A 21,236-nucleotide genomic window follows, 5' to 3' on the forward strand; every position below is an offset into this window, starting at 1 on the left:
CCGTTGGGAGAAAACTTGAGACCACCCGGATAAGAAGAAATTCACGGGGGATGTCCTGCCTCAGGTGAAAATTCCGGCTCCAAGGCCAGGATCGTTTCGGCTTCGCCTCCCCTGGCAGGCATAACCTTGATGGCGGGACTTTCTTTTACATTTGGATTTTCGGCCGCCGTCGTGTAAACCAGCCTGTCGCCGGCGGGTACCCAGCAGAAATTCACTATTTTTTCAGACGCTTCCTTCAATAAAAGCGGTTCCCCGGGACCTTTGTCGCCGACATCGGCCAGTTTGAATTCGCCGCTCCTTACACTTTCACCCGGTTTTACAATAAGGTAGGCGATGCTGTTCGCCGCAGGGGACCACCGGGCGTCCAGCACCTGCCCTCCCGGCTCCAGGCCGAAAACCCCTCCGCCATCGGCGCGAGCCACCCATAAAGAGTAATTTCTCGACCATTTTTCAGCCGGGTCATATTTGTAAAAGAGCAGCCATTGCCCGTCCGGGGACCAGGCGGGAGAACTGCTGCAGCCGTCGCCGGTCAAGCGCAACGGCTCCCTCCCGCTCTCCAGCACCCACAGGTCTCCCTGCTTGAGCACAGCCAGCCGGCCGGGAAATTCTGTATTTTCCGTTGCATGTAACGCAACCTGCACGCCTCCGGCAAGGTCTTTCGCCCCTAGTCCCGTCCCGCAACCGGCCAAGGATAGGGAACATATCATTACAAGCAAAAAAATCACCATTGTGCCATGCTTTTGAAATTCACCCATGCTTTTAACCCCCATGACCGATTTGCGCAATTAAAAGAAGTTTGCCATCCCCCTATTAGTAGGTATAACTTGCCCCAGAGCGGCAATAATAGCGCAAACTGCAAGATATGATAAAATAATGACAAAAACATACCTTAGTATCTCTAAAGCGACATCTTTTTCTGCTCTTAATAGCCTGTAAGCAAGATAAAACAAGCCGACTGCGACTGCAAATAAAATGATTAAGTATAACGACATCATTTCACCACATCCTTTAATAATTAAAAAATAACAGGCCAAATATGATAACCAGTCAATAGCAATTAAAAATCTTGCGGTTCGCCATAAGCAATCTTGCTGAACCCCCAACCGTTCCACTTCCAGAGGCCTGCATCCCTCTTAGCGGGATCGGTATAGTCTCCTTCCGTGACAATCAGCTCATTTTTGCCGTCACCGTCAAGATCTGCAAGGGCCGCCTCATAATTGGGCCGGTCCAGGTTGGATGACTGCCACACCGGTTTAAAGGAACCCGCGGCCGGTTTAAAGATAAATAGATGGTTCTTGACGTCCGGGTCGTCGCCGGCAATCCAGAAGGGCTTGTGCCGGCCGAAACTGCCTGACTTCCAGACCAGCATATTTAAATCAAATACACCGTCATTGTCAGCGTCACCCAGAAAAAAATCATCCACCCACCAGTCATCCTGCGACTCCCAGATAATTTGGGCGCCGGTCGCGACCTTTAATTTCCCGTCCTGCAAGGTATAGTCTTCGCAGGCGCCGTCCTGATCCAGGTCAAATTGCAGGTTTTTCGCCAGCCTGCACTCCAGCAAAGGTTTCCGGGCATAGCATACATACCGCTTGGTTTCCCTGAAAACCCGGCTTTCCTGATCCCAAGCCGGGATAGCTGTATCTTCCAATCTTAATCCGGTATTTTCCAAAGCCATTTCAGCCTCTTCACCTTCCAAAGCTTGCGGCTGGTCCTGGTCATTGATGAAAACGGGCAGTAATTCAAACTTCTCCACACCTTCGGGGGTGATGAATATTTTAGCCGCCAGCCCAACACGGGTAGCCCGAGACCACTTTTGATCGAAAACGAAATTGCCCAGGCTGTAAAAGATGTATTTTCCTTTGTATTTCTCTATTTTCTGTACCACATGGGGGTGATGCCCCAGGACGAGATCCGCCCCGGCGTCAACAGCCAGGCGGGCCAACCTGGTTTGCGCCAGGTCCGGCCGGGTCTCGTATTCCGTACCGGCGTGCATGGACACCACCACAAAATCCGCCTTTTCCCCGGCATAACGCACGGCCGCCCTCATCTTTTCCTGGTTGAGAAAGGCAACGCCGGGATGATCTGACCGGGCCGGATAGGAATCCGGGACAATGGCCGGATCGGTAAAAGCAAGGAAAGCCACTCGCAGCCCTTTTACTTCGATAAACTCCGCGGCAAAGGCCTCTTCTTCCGTTTCCCCGGCGCCTGTATGCCCAATACCCGCGTTATTCAGATATCGTACAGTATCAAGCACGCCCTGGGAGCCAAAATCCGGCAAATGGTTGTTGGCCAGGGAAAGGACCGTGAAACCGGCGTCTTTCAGGGCTATTTCCACTCCCGGATCGGCGCGCAGGGTCATCTCCGGCATCATGATCTCCCTGCCCGGCGTGATCGGGTTCTCCAGGTTGCCGAATACAATATCGCCGCTCTTTAAGTATTTTTCAATTTGTAAAAAGGGGTGGCGCGGATCATCCCCGTGTTCTTTGATTTCTCCGGCCACGCCCCGGGAGAGCATAATATCCCCTACAGCCACCAGGCAGACCGGCTCCGTCCTGATTGGCAGCTTCAGCTTTTTCGCTTTAAAAGCCGCGAAATTTTCTTCCGGTGAGCTATTGCCCCAGGCTCCCGGCAGCAAATCTTTCTTGACCAGATAGCCCAGGCAGCCAAGCACAATGATTATGGTGATTATCAAAAACCTTTTCATTTACTGCGCAATGAAGTCGCTGGTCCAACCTGGCAGCGGGGGAGCCTGGCCGTCATTGATCATCTTGTGCCACTTGGAATCGGTCAAGCGGTCATTCAGTGACCAGGGAAATTCATAATAAGAATATACGCCGCCGATGGCGATCCTTAATTTGCCGTCCACCGGAACAACAGCATAGATCTCGAATACGTTGCCTGTCGCTTCTTCCAACACCTGTCCGCCGCCGGGATTGGTGGCCACGTCCGCCACCAGCGCGGCCGGCCGGTCAAATATCGCGGAGCGGTGGTCGATGCCCTCGTCACGCAGGGCCTCCAGCCAGAAGTGCTCCAACTGACCGCCATAAGAGCGGATTAAGTCATATTCCTCATCGGTCAAAGGGGTATTGGACAATTCCTTTTCTGAAATAGTTTTTAAGGCCAGGATCAGTTCCTCCATCCTTTCCAGGCTCTCCTTATCCCTGTCGTTCAAGAGCCCGCGCGCCTGCAAGCCGCCGGCGGTCATGTTCACCAGAGAGGCCAGGCGGGCGTAAACATCAGGGTTGGGCTCGACATAACCGCGGTCGTCAATAATCTCCCCGCCGCCTCCGGCCTCAGCGTAAACCGGCTTGGCGTAAAGAATGGTGTCATGCTTCAACTCCACCCAACTGCCCAGATAGGTATTGAGGTCTTTTCTTTCCCAGGCCTGATTGCGCATGAAGGAGGGATACCCCGCAGGTTTTTCCCAGGTCAGAGGCATAAGCGTATACAGCCAGTTCCAGTAGAGGTTTTCGGTCCAGGTCTCCTTGCTCAAATCCGCGGTATATGCTTTCATTTTGGCCATATTTTCCTGGTAGTTCCGGTAATCTGTCTCCCCTGTCGATTCTAAAATATCATAAGCCTGGGCTGAACCCATGGCGGCGGGAATATCCATCCCCCTGGGCAGCACCCTCATTTCACCCTGGCTGTTTTCCATGACTTCCGGGTAAAGCAGCCTCTGGAAAACAGAAGCGTCTAGGGTAAATCTCTGTCCCATGAACCGAAAGCCCTTGCTCTCTTTTTCCCGTTCAGCCGGCGATGTTGCGTCAATAACGGGCATGGAGTTTATGGACGGCGGCTCCAACTCCCCGGCAGCCGCTAAGAACTCGTTCCACTTCTCAGGACCGTCAACCACCGTCTGCAGACCGGCGTCCGTGCCGTATATTCTTTCAACCAGTTCTTTCAACTGATCATATGCGATATCGTCACTTTTACCGACAAAGAAGTTGGTGGTAGCATAGATCCTGTCCCACATCCGGCTGTTTTCCCCCTGGTTTAAGGCCAGGGTGATTAAGACAGCCGACTTTGTTTCGTATTCGTTTGTTACGCGAAAGGTCAGCCTGCCGTACCACATCATGGATTTAAAATAAGCTTTAAGCAAATCGGTCCTCTCGTAATGTCCCCTTGGTATGTATTGTGAGTAATCCTCCCGGAGAAGGTCGCCGGAATCACCGCTCACGCCTATGTTCATTAACGGTGAAACTGCAATGCCCTGGTGGTTTTCAATCAAGGCCAGCTCGTTTTCCACTTCACTCTTTACTACCACCGGCGCCGGCACGCCCGGGTCTAAAAGTTTCCCGGCCACTGCAAAAAAGCCGATATTTCTCCTGGCGGCGTTTTCCCAGTCAGTGTCCTTAAGAGCTTCGTACTGCTTTTGCGCCTGGGCAAGCATCGCTTTATTGAGTTCCTTCAGCTCCGGCGCGAGTCTTTCGGTTTCAACAACTCTCAGCAGGTGATCGAAGAATAAATGGTAGTTATGCAGCACCGAATCGGTGGTGACAAACAACGGCACCGGCTCGTAGCGGTTTCTTTCATAGAGTGAAAAAAATTCTTTTTCATAGCTGGTGGGAACCACCACAAAGCCGTTTTTGATTAAAAGGTCTGTGGCTGCCGGGGATAGGCGAAACATGTCTTTGTTGGTGATATTGCCCAGGTCACGGTCAACCTTGTAAGGTTTTACAGCCGGAGTTGCGTTTACCTCGACCTCTTCATAGGTGGCAAACTTGGAGGTGATCACACCCGGTGTTTGAGATGCTTTTCCCTGGTTGAAACAGCCGCTTACAGCGGTCAGGAACAGGAGCAAAACTAAACCGCATGGAATCAACAATAACCTTTTCATTGATCACACCTCATCTCTAATATTTACTTCGGGCGCCCAATCATCCCTTATGCCATAAACTGATAAATGCTCTTTCCTTTATATATATGTATATATATATTTTTGACGTTGCAGGGAACAGACAGGTTCATAAATAGTATTAGATAACCAGCCTGCTTGGACAAAATATTCAGTGAGTCAAGGCCCCCCCTGACTCACTGATCTAACTAAAACAGTTACCACTGTCAAATGGTTTTAAGAATCGTTTGTTACAGGTAACTTATCCCTAAAAACGCTTATGCGTTTTCATAGGATTATTCATTACCGGTCATGTGAAATCAGTTCATAACAACGCCGATCAAATTTTTTCTTTCACAGGCTTTGCATGTTCAAAGTATAATTCACCCATATAAGCAGGTATCGCAACTTCTTCTTTTCCCTCTATTTCAATCGAAATACCGGACTCTCTTAAAATATCGACAAGGCTTCCTCTCAACTCCAGTCTGCTCTTTAAAGCGGAGGCGTCGCCAATAGCGGAAATATGGTAAGGAGCTGATAATGGGGTCCCGTTGACGTTGATGTGGTTGCCGGCCAGTCGTATCTCGCTGATAGCCGTGATCCGCTGGCCATTTATGGCGACAGCTTCCGAGCCGGCGCTGTATAACTCGTTAACCATTTTTAAAAGCTGTTCGTCAGCGATAATGGGGACATCGGCGGCGCCAAGTCCGGCCTTCTCCATGCGGCTTTTCACAACCAGCTCAACTCCAGGCCCGGACACCGGTGATAAGCCGGCAAACCGTTTTATTTTGTCAAGTTCTCTTTCCAGCGCCTCATCCGCCTCTCTTTGTCCTATCCCGGCCTGCTCCAGTTTGGTCGATAGCTCCGAAATCTCCACCTGCAGCTTATACAAATCCTCTACCAGATTTTTTTTCTCCAGGGCTAATTCCTGTTCCCTGTCCCGGGGAACAACGTTATCGCCGGCGCTGCTGGTAGTACGAAATTGAACGCCCAGCATCATCCCCAGTACAATGGTTACAAAGCTGATAGAAAACATAAAAGCCCTGTTCAAATTAAGCCCTCTCTTTTACGCTATTCTAAAATTTATTGCGCCAAGCTGGTATCAGCATCCGCTTCAATAATATAATCTGTTTTGATGCTTCCGGAATAAGCGGGAATTGTAAGCTGCTCCAGCTTTTTAACTGAAAACTGGATGCCAAAAAACTGCAGGTACTCAGCCACCCCGCCCCTCATTTTCAAGGCGCCTTCCATTGTTTCAGGGCTGCCTATGGCGGTTATGACAAAAGGAGGAACAAGAGCTTTTTTGTTGATCCTGATGGCGGGACCACTGCAGACGATCTCGGTGCTGGCTACCAGGCGTTGACCATTTATCGCGATAGCCTCGGCCCCTGCCGCTTTGAGTTCGTTAACTACTTTTAATATGTCTTCATCATGTATGATATACAGGTTGGGATTGTCGGTGAGTTTCTGTGAGACATTGCTGTCTTTTAAGGTCACTTCCACGCCTTTGCCGGTAAGTTCGGTTAAACCGGAAAAAATTGTCGCGAGTTCCATTTCTGCTTTAATTTGAGTCGCAAGGGGTCCCGTGGACAAACTTTCAAGCTGCTCGCGCATCCTTGTTAATTGCGGTTGAAGAACATCGTGCTCCTTTTTTAGCTGGTCCACCTGTTCTGCTAATTCCTGCGTTCTCCGGATAGCTTCATTGTGCTGTATGTCCCTGGTCATGCGGAATTGCACAGCTAGAATTACTCCAATAGCAAGGCTTACCAGGGCCACCGACCAGTAGAAATTTTTTCTCTTCACTGCGCTCACCCGCTGCCCCCTTATCTTTGCCAACCTACAAGGATTATTCTTTTAGGAATTGAAGAATCCTTTGGTTTAGTAAAAAATAATACCGTCATACTCCAGCAGATCAAAGAATTCGACCCTGAAAGTATGACGGTTAAACAGCAAGGCAGGTTCACCAAAAACAACCAAAAAGTTCTATAAGGGTTATATTTTTTTATCCTCCCTAAAAACTATGACGGTATGAGAAGCAAACAGGTTCACCAAAAGTAACCAATAATGGATTATTCCGCCGAACTTATTCGACCCTTAGAGGGATAAGTCGTTTCTTTGTAGAATCTATAATTTTTTCTTTGTTATTTGCAATTACAATAGCAGGGTTTTTAATTTTTAACGAGATAAACGGGGCCTACACACATGCTTACTATTCCGCCCTGCTCTTTATACCCACATTTGCCGGTATCGTATATGGATTTTAGAGACAAAGAATATTTCGGCATTGGAAACAAAAGATGAGGGCTGTTCTAAACAAGAAAGTCCTCACCGTCTGATTAGATTATGCCCGACAACTGGTCGGCCAAAAAGATCTTTCATGTTCATTTTTTCTTGGGATTGCTCTTCATAAACTTGCGGTTATACTCGGAAACATACTTAACATATTGGTAATATAATTCAATAGCCTCTGATATGCTTTCAAAAACAATTGTATCATCAATACTTTCATAATCATGGACAATAATGTTTCTCTCCCCTGTGGATGGAGCGATCTCTTTTGCAAATATCTTTGGATAAAGTCCAATCTCTGCTGCTTCCAGAAAAGAGTTGAATGCATCCGCAGGGGGAGGTTTCCCGGCATCGACTATCGTGTGAGTGTTAATATCTACTGCTACATCTACAATGAGTTGAATTAAGCGCTCTACAGTCCGGCGATGCCGAAAATCGCTCCGGTACTCTTCTAATGTAATTTCTTTCATTTTCTCTAGCTCTATTAGATAGCCGGTCAGCTTCTGCAGCTTACGGTTGACAACTAAGGGATCAACCACCTTTTCCTCTCCTTTTAATTGCTTTCTGTAGATATTCTTCGGTTGCCCGATAAAAAATACGGGCATCATTATGTTCTCTCAAGGCACGGGAGCAGAAACCGGCGAATATTCCAGCTTCCTTTTGGTAAACCGGCTTACCGTTTCTGGCTACCTGAAATTTAAGTATAGGGGAAGCATGATTTAAAATGACCAGATCAATATTTCCTGTTCCAAGATAATTAATGAAATCCCGCAACATATGCCTTCTAGCACGGGAAACCTCGGGCGAACCTGATAACAAATCAGGCTTTTCAAGCCAGACCGCCAGGTCAAGATCACTTCCCTCGATTGCCTTTCCAGTAGCCTGTGAGCCAAAGAGTATGGCCATAGAAATACCGTGATCCTGACAAATTTTTTTAAAGCCAGGCCTATAGAGCGTATCCAAGTCCATTACTATCAATCGCTTTCTTTTGCTCCAAACTTAATACTAAAGTTATTATACCAGATCATGGAATTAATGGACAAGCGTTTGGCTAAATCAGCGAAGCGCCGCAACAGGGGTAAGTAAACTGTTTTCCACATACGCCTTCCGACCGACGCAGCGCTCCCCACCAATTTGACCAATGCATTGACAAAACCGGATAAGCTTCCCCCTGACCAGGCGGAAGATACATGAGCCTGCGTTGATCAGATACATACAGCACCCCTCCCCGGAAACCACAAGGATTACGCCCGTCCGCCAGCTTCAATAGCTGTCCCTTTCCAGAAAGATCCACTGACCAGATTTCATTATTTCCAGGTTCCTTCACTGTTGTAGCAAAGGCCCTGCTCAATGCGTTTTTCTCCTGGATCTTACCGGTAATAAGAAGCATACTGGCAAAATCCACGGATAACACTTCGGAGTTAACCTTGATTTGCATTTCAATGGGGAAAGTTTTTACCCAACTCAAAACCTTCCCCCGTTTTTTTTCATAATGGGCATAGAGCAAACAGGTTCACCAAAAACAGCCAATAATGGATTATTCCGCCGAACTTATTCGACCCTTAGAGGGATAAGTCGTTTCTTTGTAGAATCCATAATCAACAAGAAAAGGCAAACCCGTACGAAAGTCGGGGACGCAAAGCCATGGGTCTAAAGCCGCAGGGAGACTATGATCGCCAGGCTGCCGTCCGGATAAAGCAGCCTTCCCTGCCCGGAAAAGCCTAGGGAGGGGTTTTGGAATTTGAAAGAAGAAACAATTGTGCAAAAACTAAAAAACGGTGATATGCAAATTTTACGGCTGGTCTACGAGCTTTTCTATAAATCAGTCTATCAGGCAGCTTTTTTTATCACCAGCGACCCAAGCCTGGCTGAAGACGCCGTCCATGAAGTCTTTTTTAAACTTCCAAGCAGGATTGAACAGCTTGAAGACCCCTCAAAACTGGAAGCCTGGCTATGCCGTATGGCTTCCAACACGGCCAGGGATATCATCCGCCGCCACTCCAGGAGCGGTCTTTTCGCCGGGGCCAGGGATGTTTGCCCGGACAATCAGGCGGGCTCCCCGGAAACAACCCTACTGGCTAATGAAGATAAGACAACTATCAAACAGTATATCGAGCGCCTTCAACCAGATTATAAAATAGTTATTTATTTTAAATATTATCAGGACCTGAAAATTGAAGAAATAAGTAAAATCCTCGGTATACCGCTAGGTACTGTTAAATCCCGCCTGATTAGAGCAAGGGCGGAATTAAGGAAAATAATAGAGACGGAAAATCTTAATCGCCAAAATGTAAGCAGTTTACCAGACCGGAAAGGGGTGAAGTAGGCATGAAGCAGCCTTCCGGCATTGAATTGGAAAAACTAATTCAAGACAGCGTACGGGAAATGGTTGAATCGGCTGCTCCTCCCCCGCTGGAAGAATCCTGGGCGCGTTTTGAAAAAAAGCTGCACGAGCAGCAGTCCGATATCCTAAAGCATCCCGCAGGAAAAAGCAAAAATCTATTACCTATACGCCTGGCCATAGCGGCAGGTATTATGCTGCTATTAGCCGGAACCCTTTCCGTCTCTTTCCCAACAAAGGCCAGAGCGTTAGGCGTAAAAATAGTGAATATTGTTGAGACCCTGCTCAGCGGCACCCAGATGAATGTCAGGACTGAATACAAACATAATGAACCCGGCCAGACCCCGCCCGGTGAGGAAATCAGGGAAGTTGAGATTGGACAGGAAATTACCGTTTCAATAGATGAAGCAAGGGCAGTTTCTCCTTACCCCTTAGCGATTCCTGAATATTTGCCTCCCGGCTTTACCCTTGATACGGTCAAATTTCAGGAAATGGTAAAACCAATTGCAAAAGTTACGATGCGTTTTACCGGCTCTGATGCAAGTTACTTCTTGTTTACGCAGGTTAACTCACCCGGTGGATACGCCCAAGGGTACGGCTACGACCTGGAAGACACCACCGTAGAAGATTTTATTGCCGGGGAAAACAACGGCAAGCTTGTCACTTTTAAAAATAATTCGATAAAACTTTTTTGGATAAAACAGGGTGTAATTTATACGCTGGAGGGAGCTATCCCGAAAGAAGATGCCTTGAAAATAATCGAATCCATGTGAAAGGGCGCTTAACGCGCCCTTATTTAATTCGCATAAATATATCCGGAATAAGATGACGCCGACTCGTTATAACCATTTTCGGTCAAGCCATGCGTGGCCTTTGTCCTGTAATAATATCCTTTTGTCACCTGCAGATCTTTGGCCCCGGCTACATATGAGCCTGAATACCGCTCAAAGGGCCAACTCGCCATATCGACCCAATTGCTGCCGTCCCAGCGCTGTAGATACAGCCTGACCATGATGTAATCCACTGTCTGATAAGCCTGGGTGAAACCGTTAATATTCAGGTAACCGTCACCCGCATAATTTATGTCGCACCCCCAATCCTGCAGGTAAAGCAAGGACTCAATGCCTGCTTCTTTAAATGGCTCGTTTGCTCCCGGAGGCGCTTTAGTTTCGGGATCAGCAGCAAAGGCAACGCTGGTTGCCGCAAGTAAAACACCCACCAGCAGTACAAAAAAAGCACACTTCTTAAACCTCATCAAACCATTCTCCCCCCTTAAAACAATTTACTACATTAGTGACGTCTAAAAGTTTGTTTAGGATCCTTGTATAGAAAAAAATTTTTTTAATTTTTTTCCAATCTATGGATCCAAAAGCCGTTTTCATTCGTCTTAATGTGAATGCATTTTCCAGGCATGCAAAGCAATACGTTTGTAGGGGGTGTAAGCAGTGGTTTAGTTTTTTTCTCGATTAATATTAAAAACATCTTAAAAGGAAGGGGTAATTAAATAATGAAAAGAACTTTAATGCTGTTTTTTTTAATATTAATGTTTCTAATAATTTCTTTGCCCGCAGTTGCTGCTGAAACTAAAGACAAGAATACTGCAACTTTAAGTGCCAGCGAGGCGTTAGATCAACTTGAAGCAGATATGAATAGACCTACCGAAATCAGCATATTAGCGTCTAATCCAACACAGGTCAACATTGGGACAAATAAAACTTTCACTTGGGCTAACCACGGCGCGAGTATTTCTCCTGTGCCAGGTGGTTGTGCTGTTGGTTGGGGGTATGCAAATGAACCTGGTTGGGCTGCTCTCACGGCTTCTTGCGATTATAACATTTTTTAGTCTGTTTTTAATTTTCTTTAATGTTATTTGTAAATAGAATACCTTAAGTATGATGGAGAATAATCATGGTTATCGGCTGGGTTATTATTACATTTATCTTTTATATATTTATCTTCTTAATACCTCTAATATTTATAATAGTTGAGATGTTTTGCGTTTTCAAGGGGGATTCATTAGACTATATTGCTTTTATAATGCTGTTGTTGGCTACCATTTTGGGGGCAAAAATTTTTTTCCCCAGATTATCTGATTTGATAGCACTAGTTAAAGGAAAAACAAAAATTGTCGAGGGGAAAGTGATACACGTAAATTGGCCATATTGGATTAACGGTTTTTCTATAAACGTAGAAGGATATGATTTCTCCTTAAATACTCTATGCAAGCCAAAGATAGGAGTTTACTACCAAATAAAATACTTACCTTATACGAAATTTGTATTAGAGATTACCCCTCGTAAAGAATGAAGTAGAAGACGAGCTGGCCTTGATTGAAAACACCAGGGCATCGCAATCTCACAGCTTACGAACATAGATTATAATATTCCACCCTGGCTCGGGCAGACTTCATGCTCAAACTCTGTCCGACTCAATAGCCGGCAAAGCACCGGGCGCAGCTCAATCGGTATAGCGGCTATCTTCGTGTAGTGTCCTTTGATTTTCACCCGCTCGATAAAAATCAGGCAGCGGCACCAGTATATTTTTAGTGTTCAATTTTTTTGTTTGATCTCTACCTTGCAACCGTTATCCAAAGGGGTCCAGATTATAACTCCTCATCACTGATTGTCCTAACGGGAGGTTTCCTATATGCGCTACTCCGATTGAGCCCCAGCAACTCAGCCTGACGCTTTACCGTGATATTTTTATGGCCAAGCTCAACAAAGGCCTTACGGTCGTTTACGGTTGAGGATTTCGTCAGATTTTTTTTTAAGCCAGTCAACTTCATATGTTAACTGACCAACTTTACGCTCCAGTTCTGCCACATGTTGTTGCTCTTTTTCAAGAGCCTTTTCGGCTTCTGAGAGGCCTTTCTTGAACACCTCCGAAGCTCGGTCTACAAATTCCTGCTTCCAGCGATTGACCATCACAGGATGAATGCCATATTTAGACGCTATCTCATTGACAGTGGCTTCTTCCCGGAGAACTTCCAGGACTACCTTGGCTTTAAACTCGGCTGAATACTGATTACGCTTTTTCATGCTCCCATTGTAACTTATTTTTCTTATCCTGTGTCTCACCTCTTGGGAGCATTATAGTTTGTTCTGCTCCCAAATTAATAATTTAATAACTTTTTAATTAAGAAAATTATTTAAAGAATATCGAAGTATATTAAGAGGGTCGTGTTTTATTTTGCCTAAAAAGTTAATTATATTTTTAATAGTTATGGTGGCTGGAGGTATATGGGTTGGATTAGAAAAACTACCAATTAATATTTCAGACCAATTACTAACGGAATTGGCAATTGACTACTTAACAAAGAACAACTCACCAGGAACTGCTCTTAGCATAAGATACAACCTTAAGATTGAAAAGCTTGCCGAGTCACCAATTGGAAGGGGGGGAATAATATATGCACGTACCCAACTTGATGCAGTTACTAGTAATCTCTATCTAGTATCAAATCGGATTAATCCTTCGATTAAGGAAGTAATTAGTTGTCGTCCTCATCAAAATTCAGCAACCCCCATAATAGCCACTGCTCAAAAAATTTTTTTTAACAATCAAGCATATATTATTCTATATGGTGACGTATACTCTGATTTTATGAATCCAGACCAAACTGAATCTTCTCGAATTAGTATAGAACCGGCAAAACTTGAGGTAACAACAATTGACGGGAGGAAGAAAATTATTAATCTAGAGAACATAAATAATTTTATTATGGTAATTCAAGGTGATACAAAGGTGACAGAACTGGATCTCTTTGGATATAAGGATAATTTTATTGGAAATACAAAAAATGGATACAGAATTGATTTCGAGCAGTATTAAAACCCAGCGTAAAATGTCAACCTCAATAGTTATCTGTCCGATATCCATTACTGGAATGTTAGGACAATAAATGATTCTAGTGGTATGAAGAGATTGCGGGAAATTGTGTTTTTGATGTTGGTGATTGTTTTTTTTGAAGTAGTTTGTGCCATTTATGCGGTGCCGGCAGGTCCGAAAGCGCTGACGAAAATCTAATTCCGAAAAAGTTTGTCAAAATCAGGCATTATGGGCTCCTGGTCAACCGGAACAAAAAAACCAAACTTAAGCTGTGCAGAAAGCTAACCGGCAGCCCTGTTTACACACCCAAATTTGAAGGTCTCAAAACTATTGATATTCTTTGACTTCTTGCGGACAGGGATGTAACGGTTTATCCGGTATGCGGGGGAGGTAAAATCCCGACAGTGCACTCGTTATCCCCATGTGCTTCACCATGATACTGTATCTACTGGGTATATTACTTATTTGTGGGGAGGGGGCAGGTGGGCCTAAATCGAGGCAATTTGATGGAAAAAGTATCCACGATATGCAAAATACATGTTATATACGGGAAAAACCAAATCTCAAAGGCCATCGCTGGAATACGGGGGCTTATTTTGGCTATTACTTGAAAACGGGAAATATCTTTTTGCCATCGCTGGAATACTGAGCTATATTTTCTGAGTTACCAAGATCTACTACCCATTTTTCCCCATCGAAGATAACAGGATATTTCATCGTTAATGTCAGATCCTTTTCGCGTATTTCTACTATTGCGGTTGCATGTTTGTTGTCAACCTTCTGTACAGATTCAATCTGGTATCCCACAAAATTATCGATCTCATTGTCAAACTCATCGTCAAACAGTTGGCGGCGTACAGATAATGGTAGCGTATCAACACTATTGCTTACATACGCATTGAAATCTTTTTCCGATGCTGCATTTAAGAAGGCCTCAACCGCGTTACGGGCCGATTGTTCGACACGCTGTGAGACATAGGCTTGTATTGAAAAGAATAAACATATACAAATAGTAAATAGTGTTATTAACTCCCATTTAGAGTGACTAATTTTTAACATAACTCTCCTTCTTAATTTTAATGTTTTTTTATTGGTAATCTAAACAGAAATAATCCTTCAATTTGCTGCAGCTATGCGGTTTGAATATGTTAGATTATAGCTCTATTATTCCATCCGTTGGAAAAATGCTTTTACATTAAGACGATTGAAAACGGTTTTTGGTTCCCAAAATTATGAAAATTTTCCGTAAGAATGTCCCCAAACCTCAAGCTCAATCGTATTAATACAGTATTTAACAAACGATTCTTAAACCATTTGACAGTGGTAACTATTTTAGTTAGATCAGTGAGTCAGGGGGGCGCTTCCTTGACTCACTGAATGTTTTATTCAAGTAGGCCGGTTATCTAATATTATTTATGAACCTGTCTGTTACTTGCAAATCAAAAAAATATATATATTTCATTCAAAATGAAGTGCAGGAAGAAACCAAGAAAATATTGTCGAAAAAATATAAAAAGCAACAAGACCAAAAAGAAGCCATAGTAACTAAATATATCAGGGACATTAACCAGGGACAATATAGTCTGATCTTAAAATGCATAGACCAGGACGGAAATTATATATAGAACAGAAAGAGTTAAAGCCGCTTGCAAGATAATAAGACGTATTTGAACAGGCTGAAATTTTCGCAATTTTGAGTCTATGGCATTTGCTGTGCAAAAACTAGAGGAAAGAGCAATTGTTTAACTACCTGGGTGACAGCTTCGGAAATAGTTTGCATCCGGTAGGTCAGTTTCCGCCCATTTGCAGTAGATCATAAGGCATTTGCTCCAGGGGAACATCATTTACCTGTACCAGAAACCTTAGGCTTCGCTCCTCAAATGCCTTTCGATACCTGGATTCAAACAGGTATCGAAAGGCCACCGGGTCGCCGTACTGGATGAATTCCACTTGCCTGTCCTTTAAGGAAGACAGGAGGATTTCATCCAGCAGTAAATAATCCGGGTCCGCCACCAGCGAAAGCGGTGGCGCCGGTTACTGAAAATCCATCAGTACCTGATCGCGCCACGTGCTCAAAAGGGGTCACCTGTCCTTTATTACCTGACTAAAACCAAGTTTTTCAAAATTAAAATGACTGTCAAAGGCCAGTGCTTCATTGATATGCATGGCTTCCATTATTGCAAAACTCGTACAATCAGTGTAGGAAAACTCCTGATCGCTAAATTTGGCAAAGATCTCAAGTGCCCTGTCGTGATGATCCAAAGAGACAAAGATCATTTTGGCCGCCTTTTCCGTAAAAAGCTCGCGGGCCATTTCAGATGCGACGCGATGGTTTTTTAACCGGTACCTTACCAAGGTAATGGCCTCGTCAGCAACATAATCAGATGTAAAATATAAGACCTGACCCCGCATACTGGTAAAAAAATCAATGGCCGCCTGGTGGTGAGGATCACTTGAATCCTTTAGCGCATACCAGGCGCCAGTGTCAATGAATATTCGCCTCATTTATATAAAACCTCGTCATGGTGAACATTACCACCATCTCCAGCGACAGCACCCTTACTCATATCCACGGCTCCTTCAGCCTGGGCCAGTGAAATCTCTCTCTGCTTTTCCTCGATCAACTGCCGGATTACCTCAGATAAACTTATACCCTTCAATCTGGCAACTTCAGTTAAAAAACGGTGTTGTGATTCTTCAAGCATAATTTGTGTTCTTAACAGCATTGTATCATCCTCCCTAATGATGTAATTACATCATAACACAATGCAGCAGCCAGTCAATGATATGCTTATAAAATGAAATCGCCGTCTTCTTGCAGGAGGCTTTCCGGCAGACGCTGGCCAATGTCTACGATAGTTTGATAATCCTTATCCTTATCTCCCCAGGCCTTCTTAAAGCCGGCCCGGATGGCCTCGGTACGGAACTGCTTTAATTTCTTCTTGCTTTTCTTCATTTCTTCCATATAGAAAGCAAATTCGCGCACGCAGTTTCTCTAAGTCAACTTGTTTTTGGGATCCGGTACATACCAGCGGTACTTGGCTTTAGCCTGTGGCCTGGGGTCTTCTTTATCTAGCTCACGAAGATCTTTAAAGTTAGTGCTTAGGTAACTTTGGATTTGGCTGGGCACCGGACCGGTACCGTCGTACTGTATGAAGTTTTGCTGTAGTAATTCCGAAAGCTCCAGAGGCTTCTCATACTTTTGCCAGCAACTGATCTTTGTGGATGAAGCTCCTGGAAAGTCTGCGGCTTCTTGGTGAGCTGCTGTTTTAACCACTGCAGGGGGCGTCTGACATGGTAAACACCTTCGATTGTAGGGATTGCAAATATTTCCCTCATTCCTTACCCAGTATGAGCATACCGGTACCGTGGTTTACTTCCAGATACTCCCTGACTTCTTCACAACATTTCTTATATTTTTTGCCGCTTCCACAAGGGCAACGGTCATTACACCCCGCCTTTCCGAGCGTACGCCCCAGCCCGGTTTACAAAACTCTCTTCATTAAAGGGTTCCTTTTCTTTCAACGCTTTAAATATATAGGGTATCAGCAGAGAAGCTAAGGCTGCCCTGGCCGCATGACCGGAGAATCCTTCCTTTACCAATCTTTCCACCGTTTCCTTTGTTTCCGGTGGATTTTTATCCTGCAATTGTTTTTCCACAACAGCTTCCAATAAAACATGCAGTACCGGATTTATGCCGTTAATATCTATTGGAGACATTAACTTATACCGGTGCTCCGATAAGACTTTTAATTCCGGATGCTCGGATAAAATAACGTCAATATAACAGTCTTCTGTAAATTCCCTGGCAAGCAGACGCTAAATCTGTGGTTACTTCATTCTGCAATTCCTTCCCCCCAAGTGGTCTAATTTCCAAATTAATCTCGGCTGATTTATCTTTCCAACGTTTTGAGTCTGGCAACATGCTTCCAGCCTTTGCTGGTAATGTAACCGGGGACCGTGTAACATCCTGTCCCCGGCATTATTACAATATTTCACCCTGGCTCGGGCAGACTTCATGCTCAACCTCTGTCCGGCTCAACAGCCGGCAAAGCACCGGGCGCAGCTCAATCGGAATGGCGGCTATCTTCGTGCAGCGTCCTTTGATTTTCACCCGCCCGATAAATCAGGCAGCTGAATACTACGCGTCACGGGAGCTACGCGTGCGGAGTTTACAAATTCCGGCGCCCACCTGTAGTGTTCTTTGGGATAGGCTTTTTTCAAACCTTTATAATTGGCCTTCACAAGCTCTACGACACCTTTCCTGTTCCGGTAGGTCATAACAAGTCCCTTTTCCTGGAGAGCATCGATTACCTTGCCCAGACCCTCGTCATCAGCGTTGATATCGCCAAAGGTCATATGCAGACCCTGGTTTACCCTGTAGTCTTCGCCCAGTATAGCCAGGACATTTTCCTTGCTGAGTGTTAATTTCTTCTCAACAGGACCGGCCGTCGGTACCGGCACACCCAGCGTTTTGCTTATAACCCGGCGAGGCATCTGCATGTCTTTAGCCATCAGCTTGAGACCGCTTCTAAATACTACCAGCCTGCAGGCTTCCAGGGTCCCTCCTGCGATGAAATCCGTTTTGGCGACTTCAAAAATGTTTTGGATCGGGTAAAAAAACGGTTGACCCCGTCACCACCCATAACCTGTGTGGCGTCACAGCTTGACGCAAATGTGTTTTCAGCGCCAGCGGAAATCAGGGTTCTTTCAAAGCAGGTCTCCTGGCTCCGGCTATTTCTCCTTGCGTATTCCCAAAAACAGCCCACGAATGGACTGCTTTTGAGTATGCTATGTGATTTTATCAGAATTGACTTTTGGAATACCGCACCGTCACGATAACAATCTGTTTCTTGGCCGCGTCAACACGGTAGATCACGGTGAAGTTCTTGACGAAAAGCTGGCGATAGCCTTTATTGGCATACGCACCGTTTTTTCTTGGGGCGCCCCGCTGGGGCAGTTCCTCCAAACTGAAGATTGCTTCTTCTAGCGCGTCCAGCAGTTTTTGCGCCGTACTCGGCTCCAGCAGTATTTCGGCAATGTAGGCCTAGATGCCTTCCAAATCCCGATAGGCACGGGAAAGCAATTTTACGGCGTATTTATCCAAAGTGCCGCCTCTTTAATGTGGAGAGGGCTTTCCTCGCATCGAACAGCTGGCTGTCAGACGCATACTCGGCTTCGGCTTCCGCGATGGCGGTGTCAAGCTCCCGTTCTTCCAGCATGGCTTCGTAAGTTTCAATGCTCATAATTACCAGATCGCCATACCCGTTTTTTGTAATGAAAATCGGCTCTTTCTTGGCGTGGCAAATGTCCGAGATTTCGTTGGTATTTCTCAAATCCGTAATCGGTCTGATCTGCGGCACAGAGGCACCTCCTCTCTTGTACATAATTATAGCATTATTATATTCAAACACAAGACGGTACCGTTGCGTTTTCGTCTCTTGGAGCACTGTAAAGAATCCTATTGATAAAAGTGCGCTATCAAACTTGCAGCGGGCGTCAGGATGATCTGCCCTAATAACGTACCTAACAATTTTGTACCGATTAATAAAACAACCAGTGTTTTTACATCGCTGTATGGCCTATCCCCCCTAAATGCCTGATCAGTAATGATTGCGGCTTTGGGATCAACAACCAAGGTCAGTAAAATTGTAGCTACTCCGTTGATCATTCCTGAGGACGAAGAAGCCGCCAACTGATACTCTGGAGCAACAAGCGTTGCAGAATAGAAAGCGGCCAGCACCCCGACAGTGTAAATTGCTGTAAGCAATGTGTTAAAAATTAGTAACCTTTTAGGTATATCGTGCCACCGAATACTTTCAAATGTCTGTTTGGATGGCAATATACTGTTTTTGGCAATCAGCTTTATATTGTTGATACTGAGTCCCTGGATTACGAGTAAAGGTAGTGAGCCGGTTGACTCCAGCCTGGCTACTGCGGCGTGAAAAACCCTAAGAAATGTTGGGATCAGGATTATACCGGCCAATGTGCCGCCTGTCGAAGCAAATATTACTTTGCTTATTTCGTTAACCGGATCAACGCCTATTACAATACTTACGCCGATTAGCCCTCCAATTAGCGGGCCTTGCAGCATATTGGCTGTTCGCGAGATGAGCACAAAAACATTGAAAAGGGAGGTCGATAATGCAAACTGTCCGCTCTTAACTGCGCTTAGTCTAACCGAGTAAGAAAGTGTATCTATTAAGTGAATAATAAAAGTTAACGCTACTAAATTCCATAAATACCTCTCCACTCTTAAACTCCTATCCATGGTTTCTTTTCTAAAATTAATTCATATTTATATCCAGCTCGGCTAAAAATCAGGGGTTAGTACAATTCTATGCATCAAGCTCCCCCGGCGCGTTTCTTCATAAGCTTCTTTGATCCGGCTCATCGGTATGATCTTTATAAATGGCTCAATTTGGATTGTCCTGCTGAGCACCATGTCGAGGACTTCCGGGTAGTACTTGGGCAGGCAGGCCCAAGTGCCGGCAACATCGGCGTCAAGAGCCATCAGCCGGGATAGGGAGAGCTCGTTCTTATGCATCCCGTAGCCGGCGATCACCAGCTTGCCGATAAAAGGCAGTAGCTCCAGGGCTATTTCCTGCCCCTCCGCGACGCCTGTCCACTCTAAAATTTTCCAGCCGTAAAAGGGTGATATACCCTTGCTCATGCAGTAGGCGTTAAATTCGTTGCGCACGTCCTTGGCGGTCTTATTCAAACTACTGATGACGTGGGTGGCGCCAAATTTAAGCGCCCTCTTGAGCTTCGCCTGGTTACGGGCAATGCCGATGACCTCCTTTGCGCCCATCGCAGCGCAGATCTGGGTAGCGTAGATACCCGCGCCCCCTGTGGCGCCGACAACAATCACCAGGTCTCCCGGCTGCACATCCGCTCTTTTTACCGCCTGATAGGTAGAAGCGACAGCGTCGGCGACCACGGCGAGGTGCGAAAGTGGTATTCCATTTTTCTCCTTGATGTAGCACAAATCTGCTGAGGGCACAGCTATGTGGCTGGAGTTGCCGCCATAGATGCCCATAGTGTAGCCGGGTATCTTCGCCGATAAGCACCGGTTCTCCCGCCCGGCCTTGCAGATAGGACAGGTATTGTCCGGCATAACCGCAGGGACGATGACCTCTTTACCTATGAGATCGGTATCGCCGGCAACGATAGTGCCGCTAATTTCATGCCCTAATGTCCGTGGCGTCACCATCGGCATGCAGCCATAGAAGTATCTGATATCGGAGTGGCAGATGCCGCAGCCGGCTATTTCAACCAGTACCTCACCCGGTTTAAGTTCGGGAACGTCAATAGTGGCCCTCTCCATTTTACCAGGGGCTACCATCTGCCAGGTCTCAATTTTATTTGGCGCTTTCACCACTTCACTCCCACCTTCTAGCCTCAATTTCGAAGAAAGACATCAAACTTAGAGTTTATTGTTTTTCCATCTCTTTAAATGAAGTTATAGTTAGACAAAAAGAAGGCGAGGTAATAAAGTCGATAAGGAAAAAATCATCCGGTTGTTTTTCCAGTTCTTCAACAACGCTTTGAAACTCATCGATTAAGCGTTGTTTGGGGTATATGTCATTGAGTTTAAGATTGGTCAGAAGCTTCTTCTTTTTTATCTTGACATAAAAAGTCTTATTGTCCATTTAATACATCATCCCCTTTATTTAGTTCACTCATTCTCAACTAAAAAGTGTTACTTTTAATCGATTCTACAGTTTAACCAGAGCAAGCGCCCGTATAAAGACCTTATCCTTCTCTCTCCTACCTGCTTAATTGGTAAGCGGTAACCTCCTCAATGACCTCAGCTCCAGAATTGTTTTTGGCAATTTTAAAACGTTTAATGACTCTTGTTTCGGGATTCATTACCCACAGGTTCTCGCCGGATGAAGACAAGATATATGGGCCATTCTTGTATTCAACTTGAGATATTGG

Annotated in this window: 29 protein-coding genes, 2 pseudogenes and 1 riboswitch; of the genes and pseudogenes, 6 read left to right on the forward strand and 25 right to left on the reverse strand. The window is 45.4% G+C overall.

The genetic code is table 11. From position 1 onward, the window contains the following. Positions 1–41 precede the first annotated feature (41 nt). The 9 genes from Psch_RS06295 to Psch_RS06335 all read right to left on the reverse strand — a co-directional run bounded on the left by Psch_RS06295 (position 42) and on the right by Psch_RS06335 (position 8,594). Positions 42–755, reverse strand: a complete 714-nt coding sequence (locus tag Psch_RS06295) for a TolB family protein (RefSeq protein WP_190239540.1) — start codon at positions 753–755, stop codon at positions 42–44. 30 nt (positions 756–785) lie between these two features. After that, positions 786–1,103 (reverse strand): hypothetical protein, encoded by a 318-nt coding sequence (locus tag Psch_RS06300; RefSeq protein WP_190239541.1) that lies wholly within the window; start codon positions 1,101–1,103, stop codon positions 786–788. Beyond that, the gene (locus Psch_RS06305; protein ID WP_190239542.1) at positions 1,058–2,707 is read right to left on the reverse strand and encodes a CapA family protein; all 1,650 of its coding nucleotides are present in this window, start codon (positions 2,705–2,707) and stop codon (positions 1,058–1,060) included. The genes Psch_RS06300 and Psch_RS06305 overlap by 46 nt, the downstream gene beginning before the upstream one ends. Further along, entirely contained in the window at positions 2,708–4,840 is a 2,133-nt protein-coding gene (locus tag Psch_RS06310; RefSeq protein ID WP_190239543.1) for a DUF3160 domain-containing protein, read from the reverse strand. It lies immediately after the preceding gene. 337 nt (positions 4,841–5,177) lie between these two features. Further along, positions 5,178–5,888 carry a DUF881 domain-containing protein gene (locus Psch_RS06315; RefSeq protein ID WP_134219500.1) on the reverse strand — a complete coding sequence of 237 codons (711 nt, stop codon included), beginning with the start codon at positions 5,886–5,888 and terminating at the stop codon, positions 5,178–5,180. 32 nt (positions 5,889–5,920) lie between these two features. Then, a complete protein-coding gene (locus Psch_RS06320; RefSeq protein WP_243120715.1) occupies positions 5,921–6,649 on the reverse strand; it encodes a DUF881 domain-containing protein in 729 nt (242 codons plus the stop codon). Positions 6,650–7,218: 569 nt separating this feature from the next. Then, positions 7,219–7,665, reverse strand: a complete 447-nt coding sequence (hepT, locus tag Psch_RS06325) for a type VII toxin-antitoxin system HepT family RNase toxin (RefSeq protein WP_190239544.1) — start codon at positions 7,663–7,665, stop codon at positions 7,219–7,221. Further along, entirely contained in the window at positions 7,658–8,095 is a 438-nt protein-coding gene (gene mntA / locus Psch_RS06330; protein ID WP_243124036.1) for a type VII toxin-antitoxin system MntA family adenylyltransferase antitoxin, read from the reverse strand. The genes hepT and mntA overlap by 8 nt, the downstream gene beginning before the upstream one ends. An 82-nt stretch (positions 8,096–8,177) precedes the next feature. Then, positions 8,178–8,594 (reverse strand): hypothetical protein, encoded by a 417-nt coding sequence (locus tag Psch_RS06335; RefSeq protein ID WP_190239546.1) that lies wholly within the window; start codon positions 8,592–8,594, stop codon positions 8,178–8,180. Positions 8,595–8,726: 132 nt separating this feature from the next. Then, positions 8,727–8,815, forward strand: a riboswitch (cyclic di-GMP riboswitch). A 52-nt stretch (positions 8,816–8,867) separates the two neighbouring features. On the opposite strand from Psch_RS06335, the gene Psch_RS06340 reads away from it, so the two are divergent. Then, a complete protein-coding gene (locus Psch_RS06340) occupies positions 8,868–9,452 on the forward strand; it encodes an RNA polymerase sigma factor (protein WP_190239547.1) in 585 nt (194 codons plus the stop codon). A 2-nt stretch (positions 9,453–9,454) separates the two neighbouring features. Continuing rightward, the gene (locus tag Psch_RS06345; protein ID WP_190239548.1) at positions 9,455–10,240 is read left to right on the forward strand and encodes a DUF4367 domain-containing protein; all 786 of its coding nucleotides are present in this window, start codon (positions 9,455–9,457) and stop codon (positions 10,238–10,240) included. Between the two features lie 23 nt (positions 10,241–10,263). Here Psch_RS06345 and Psch_RS06350 read toward each other — a convergent pair whose 3' ends face one another. Continuing rightward, positions 10,264–10,725 (reverse strand): DUF6147 family protein, encoded by a 462-nt coding sequence (locus Psch_RS06350; RefSeq protein ID WP_190239549.1) that lies wholly within the window; start codon positions 10,723–10,725, stop codon positions 10,264–10,266. Positions 10,726–10,974: 249 nt separating this feature from the next. On the opposite strand from Psch_RS06350, the gene Psch_RS06355 reads away from it, so the two are divergent. Both Psch_RS06355 and Psch_RS06360 read left to right on the forward strand, forming a co-directional pair. Further along, on the forward strand, positions 10,975–11,310 hold the full coding sequence (locus Psch_RS06355; RefSeq protein ID WP_190239550.1) for a hypothetical protein: 336 nt from the start codon (positions 10,975–10,977) through the stop codon (positions 11,308–11,310). Positions 11,311–11,375: 65 nt separating this feature from the next. Further along, complete coding sequence (locus tag Psch_RS06360; RefSeq protein WP_190239551.1) at positions 11,376–11,774, forward strand: hypothetical protein; 399 nt, start codon at positions 11,376–11,378, stop codon at positions 11,772–11,774. Positions 11,775–12,072: 298 nt separating this feature from the next. On the opposite strand, the pseudogene Psch_RS06365 reads toward Psch_RS06360, so the two are convergent. Continuing rightward, a pseudogene (locus Psch_RS06365) lies at positions 12,073–12,505 on the reverse strand (transposase); the annotation flags it as partial. A gap of 151 nt (positions 12,506–12,656) precedes the next feature. On the opposite strand from Psch_RS06365, the gene Psch_RS06370 reads away from it, so the two are divergent. Both Psch_RS06370 and Psch_RS21615 read left to right on the forward strand, forming a co-directional pair. Continuing rightward, positions 12,657–13,298: a hypothetical protein gene (locus Psch_RS06370; RefSeq protein WP_190239553.1), complete on the forward strand. Its 642-nt coding sequence runs from the start codon at positions 12,657–12,659 to the stop codon at positions 13,296–13,298. Between the two features lie 188 nt (positions 13,299–13,486). Further along, positions 13,487–13,732 (forward strand): annotated as a pseudogene (locus tag Psch_RS21615) (IS91 family transposase); the annotation flags it as partial. A gap of 166 nt (positions 13,733–13,898) precedes the next feature. On the opposite strand, the gene Psch_RS06375 reads toward Psch_RS21615, so the two are convergent. The 14 genes from Psch_RS06375 to Psch_RS06435 all read right to left on the reverse strand — a co-directional run bounded on the left by Psch_RS06375 (position 13,899) and on the right by Psch_RS06435 (position 20,947). Continuing rightward, positions 13,899–14,354: a hypothetical protein gene (locus Psch_RS06375; RefSeq protein ID WP_190239554.1), complete on the reverse strand. Its 456-nt coding sequence runs from the start codon at positions 14,352–14,354 to the stop codon at positions 13,899–13,901. A 729-nt stretch (positions 14,355–15,083) separates the two neighbouring features. Next, the gene (locus Psch_RS06380; RefSeq protein ID WP_190239555.1) at positions 15,084–15,308 is read right to left on the reverse strand and encodes a hypothetical protein; all 225 of its coding nucleotides are present in this window, start codon (positions 15,306–15,308) and stop codon (positions 15,084–15,086) included. A gap of 69 nt (positions 15,309–15,377) precedes the next feature. Beyond that, a complete protein-coding gene (locus tag Psch_RS06385) occupies positions 15,378–15,800 on the reverse strand; it encodes a type II toxin-antitoxin system VapC family toxin (protein WP_190239556.1) in 423 nt (140 codons plus the stop codon). Then, positions 15,797–16,021 carry a hypothetical protein gene (locus Psch_RS06390; RefSeq protein ID WP_134218072.1) on the reverse strand — a complete coding sequence of 75 codons (225 nt, stop codon included), beginning with the start codon at positions 16,019–16,021 and terminating at the stop codon, positions 15,797–15,799. The genes Psch_RS06385 and Psch_RS06390 overlap by 4 nt, the downstream gene beginning before the upstream one ends. A gap of 65 nt (positions 16,022–16,086) precedes the next feature. Next, positions 16,087–16,281: a hypothetical protein gene (locus Psch_RS06395; protein WP_190239557.1), complete on the reverse strand. Its 195-nt coding sequence runs from the start codon at positions 16,279–16,281 to the stop codon at positions 16,087–16,089. Positions 16,282–16,630: 349 nt separating this feature from the next. Further along, positions 16,631–16,774 carry an SEC-C metal-binding domain-containing protein gene (locus tag Psch_RS21620; RefSeq protein WP_205079511.1) on the reverse strand — a complete coding sequence of 48 codons (144 nt, stop codon included), beginning with the start codon at positions 16,772–16,774 and terminating at the stop codon, positions 16,631–16,633. Further along, a complete protein-coding gene (locus Psch_RS06405; protein ID WP_134218071.1) occupies positions 16,743–17,111 on the reverse strand; it encodes a DUF1841 family protein in 369 nt (122 codons plus the stop codon). The genes Psch_RS21620 and Psch_RS06405 overlap by 32 nt, the downstream gene beginning before the upstream one ends. A gap of 169 nt (positions 17,112–17,280) precedes the next feature. Further along, positions 17,281–17,409 carry a hypothetical protein gene (locus Psch_RS21370; RefSeq protein WP_282432431.1) on the reverse strand — a complete coding sequence of 43 codons (129 nt, stop codon included), beginning with the start codon at positions 17,407–17,409 and terminating at the stop codon, positions 17,281–17,283. Further along, positions 17,406–17,810, reverse strand: a complete 405-nt coding sequence (locus Psch_RS06410; RefSeq protein ID WP_134218070.1) for a hypothetical protein — start codon at positions 17,808–17,810, stop codon at positions 17,406–17,408. The genes Psch_RS21370 and Psch_RS06410 overlap by 4 nt, the downstream gene beginning before the upstream one ends. Positions 17,811–18,099: 289 nt before the next feature. Continuing rightward, positions 18,100–18,336 carry a type II toxin-antitoxin system RelE/ParE family toxin gene (locus Psch_RS06415; RefSeq protein WP_205079508.1) on the reverse strand — a complete coding sequence of 79 codons (237 nt, stop codon included), beginning with the start codon at positions 18,334–18,336 and terminating at the stop codon, positions 18,100–18,102. A 58-nt stretch (positions 18,337–18,394) separates the two neighbouring features. Beyond that, the gene (locus Psch_RS06420) at positions 18,395–18,658 is read right to left on the reverse strand and encodes a type II toxin-antitoxin system Phd/YefM family antitoxin (protein ID WP_134218069.1); all 264 of its coding nucleotides are present in this window, start codon (positions 18,656–18,658) and stop codon (positions 18,395–18,397) included. A 98-nt stretch (positions 18,659–18,756) separates the two neighbouring features. Then, on the reverse strand, positions 18,757–19,548 hold the full coding sequence (locus Psch_RS06425) for a lipid II flippase Amj family protein (protein WP_134218068.1): 792 nt from the start codon (positions 19,546–19,548) through the stop codon (positions 18,757–18,759). A 60-nt stretch (positions 19,549–19,608) separates the two neighbouring features. Beyond that, positions 19,609–20,676, reverse strand: coding sequence for a 6-hydroxycyclohex-1-ene-1-carbonyl-CoA dehydrogenase (gene had, locus Psch_RS06430; RefSeq protein ID WP_243120542.1), 1,068 nt, complete (start codon positions 20,674–20,676; stop codon positions 19,609–19,611). A 52-nt stretch (positions 20,677–20,728) separates the two neighbouring features. Beyond that, positions 20,729–20,947 carry a hypothetical protein gene (locus Psch_RS06435; RefSeq protein WP_134218067.1) on the reverse strand — a complete coding sequence of 73 codons (219 nt, stop codon included), beginning with the start codon at positions 20,945–20,947 and terminating at the stop codon, positions 20,729–20,731. Between the last annotated feature and the right edge of the window lie 289 nt (positions 20,948–21,236).

It is taken from the genome of Pelotomaculum schinkii (genome assembly GCF_004369205.1).
Lineage (GTDB): Bacteria > Bacillota > Desulfotomaculia > Desulfotomaculales > Pelotomaculaceae > Pelotomaculum_C > Pelotomaculum_C schinkii.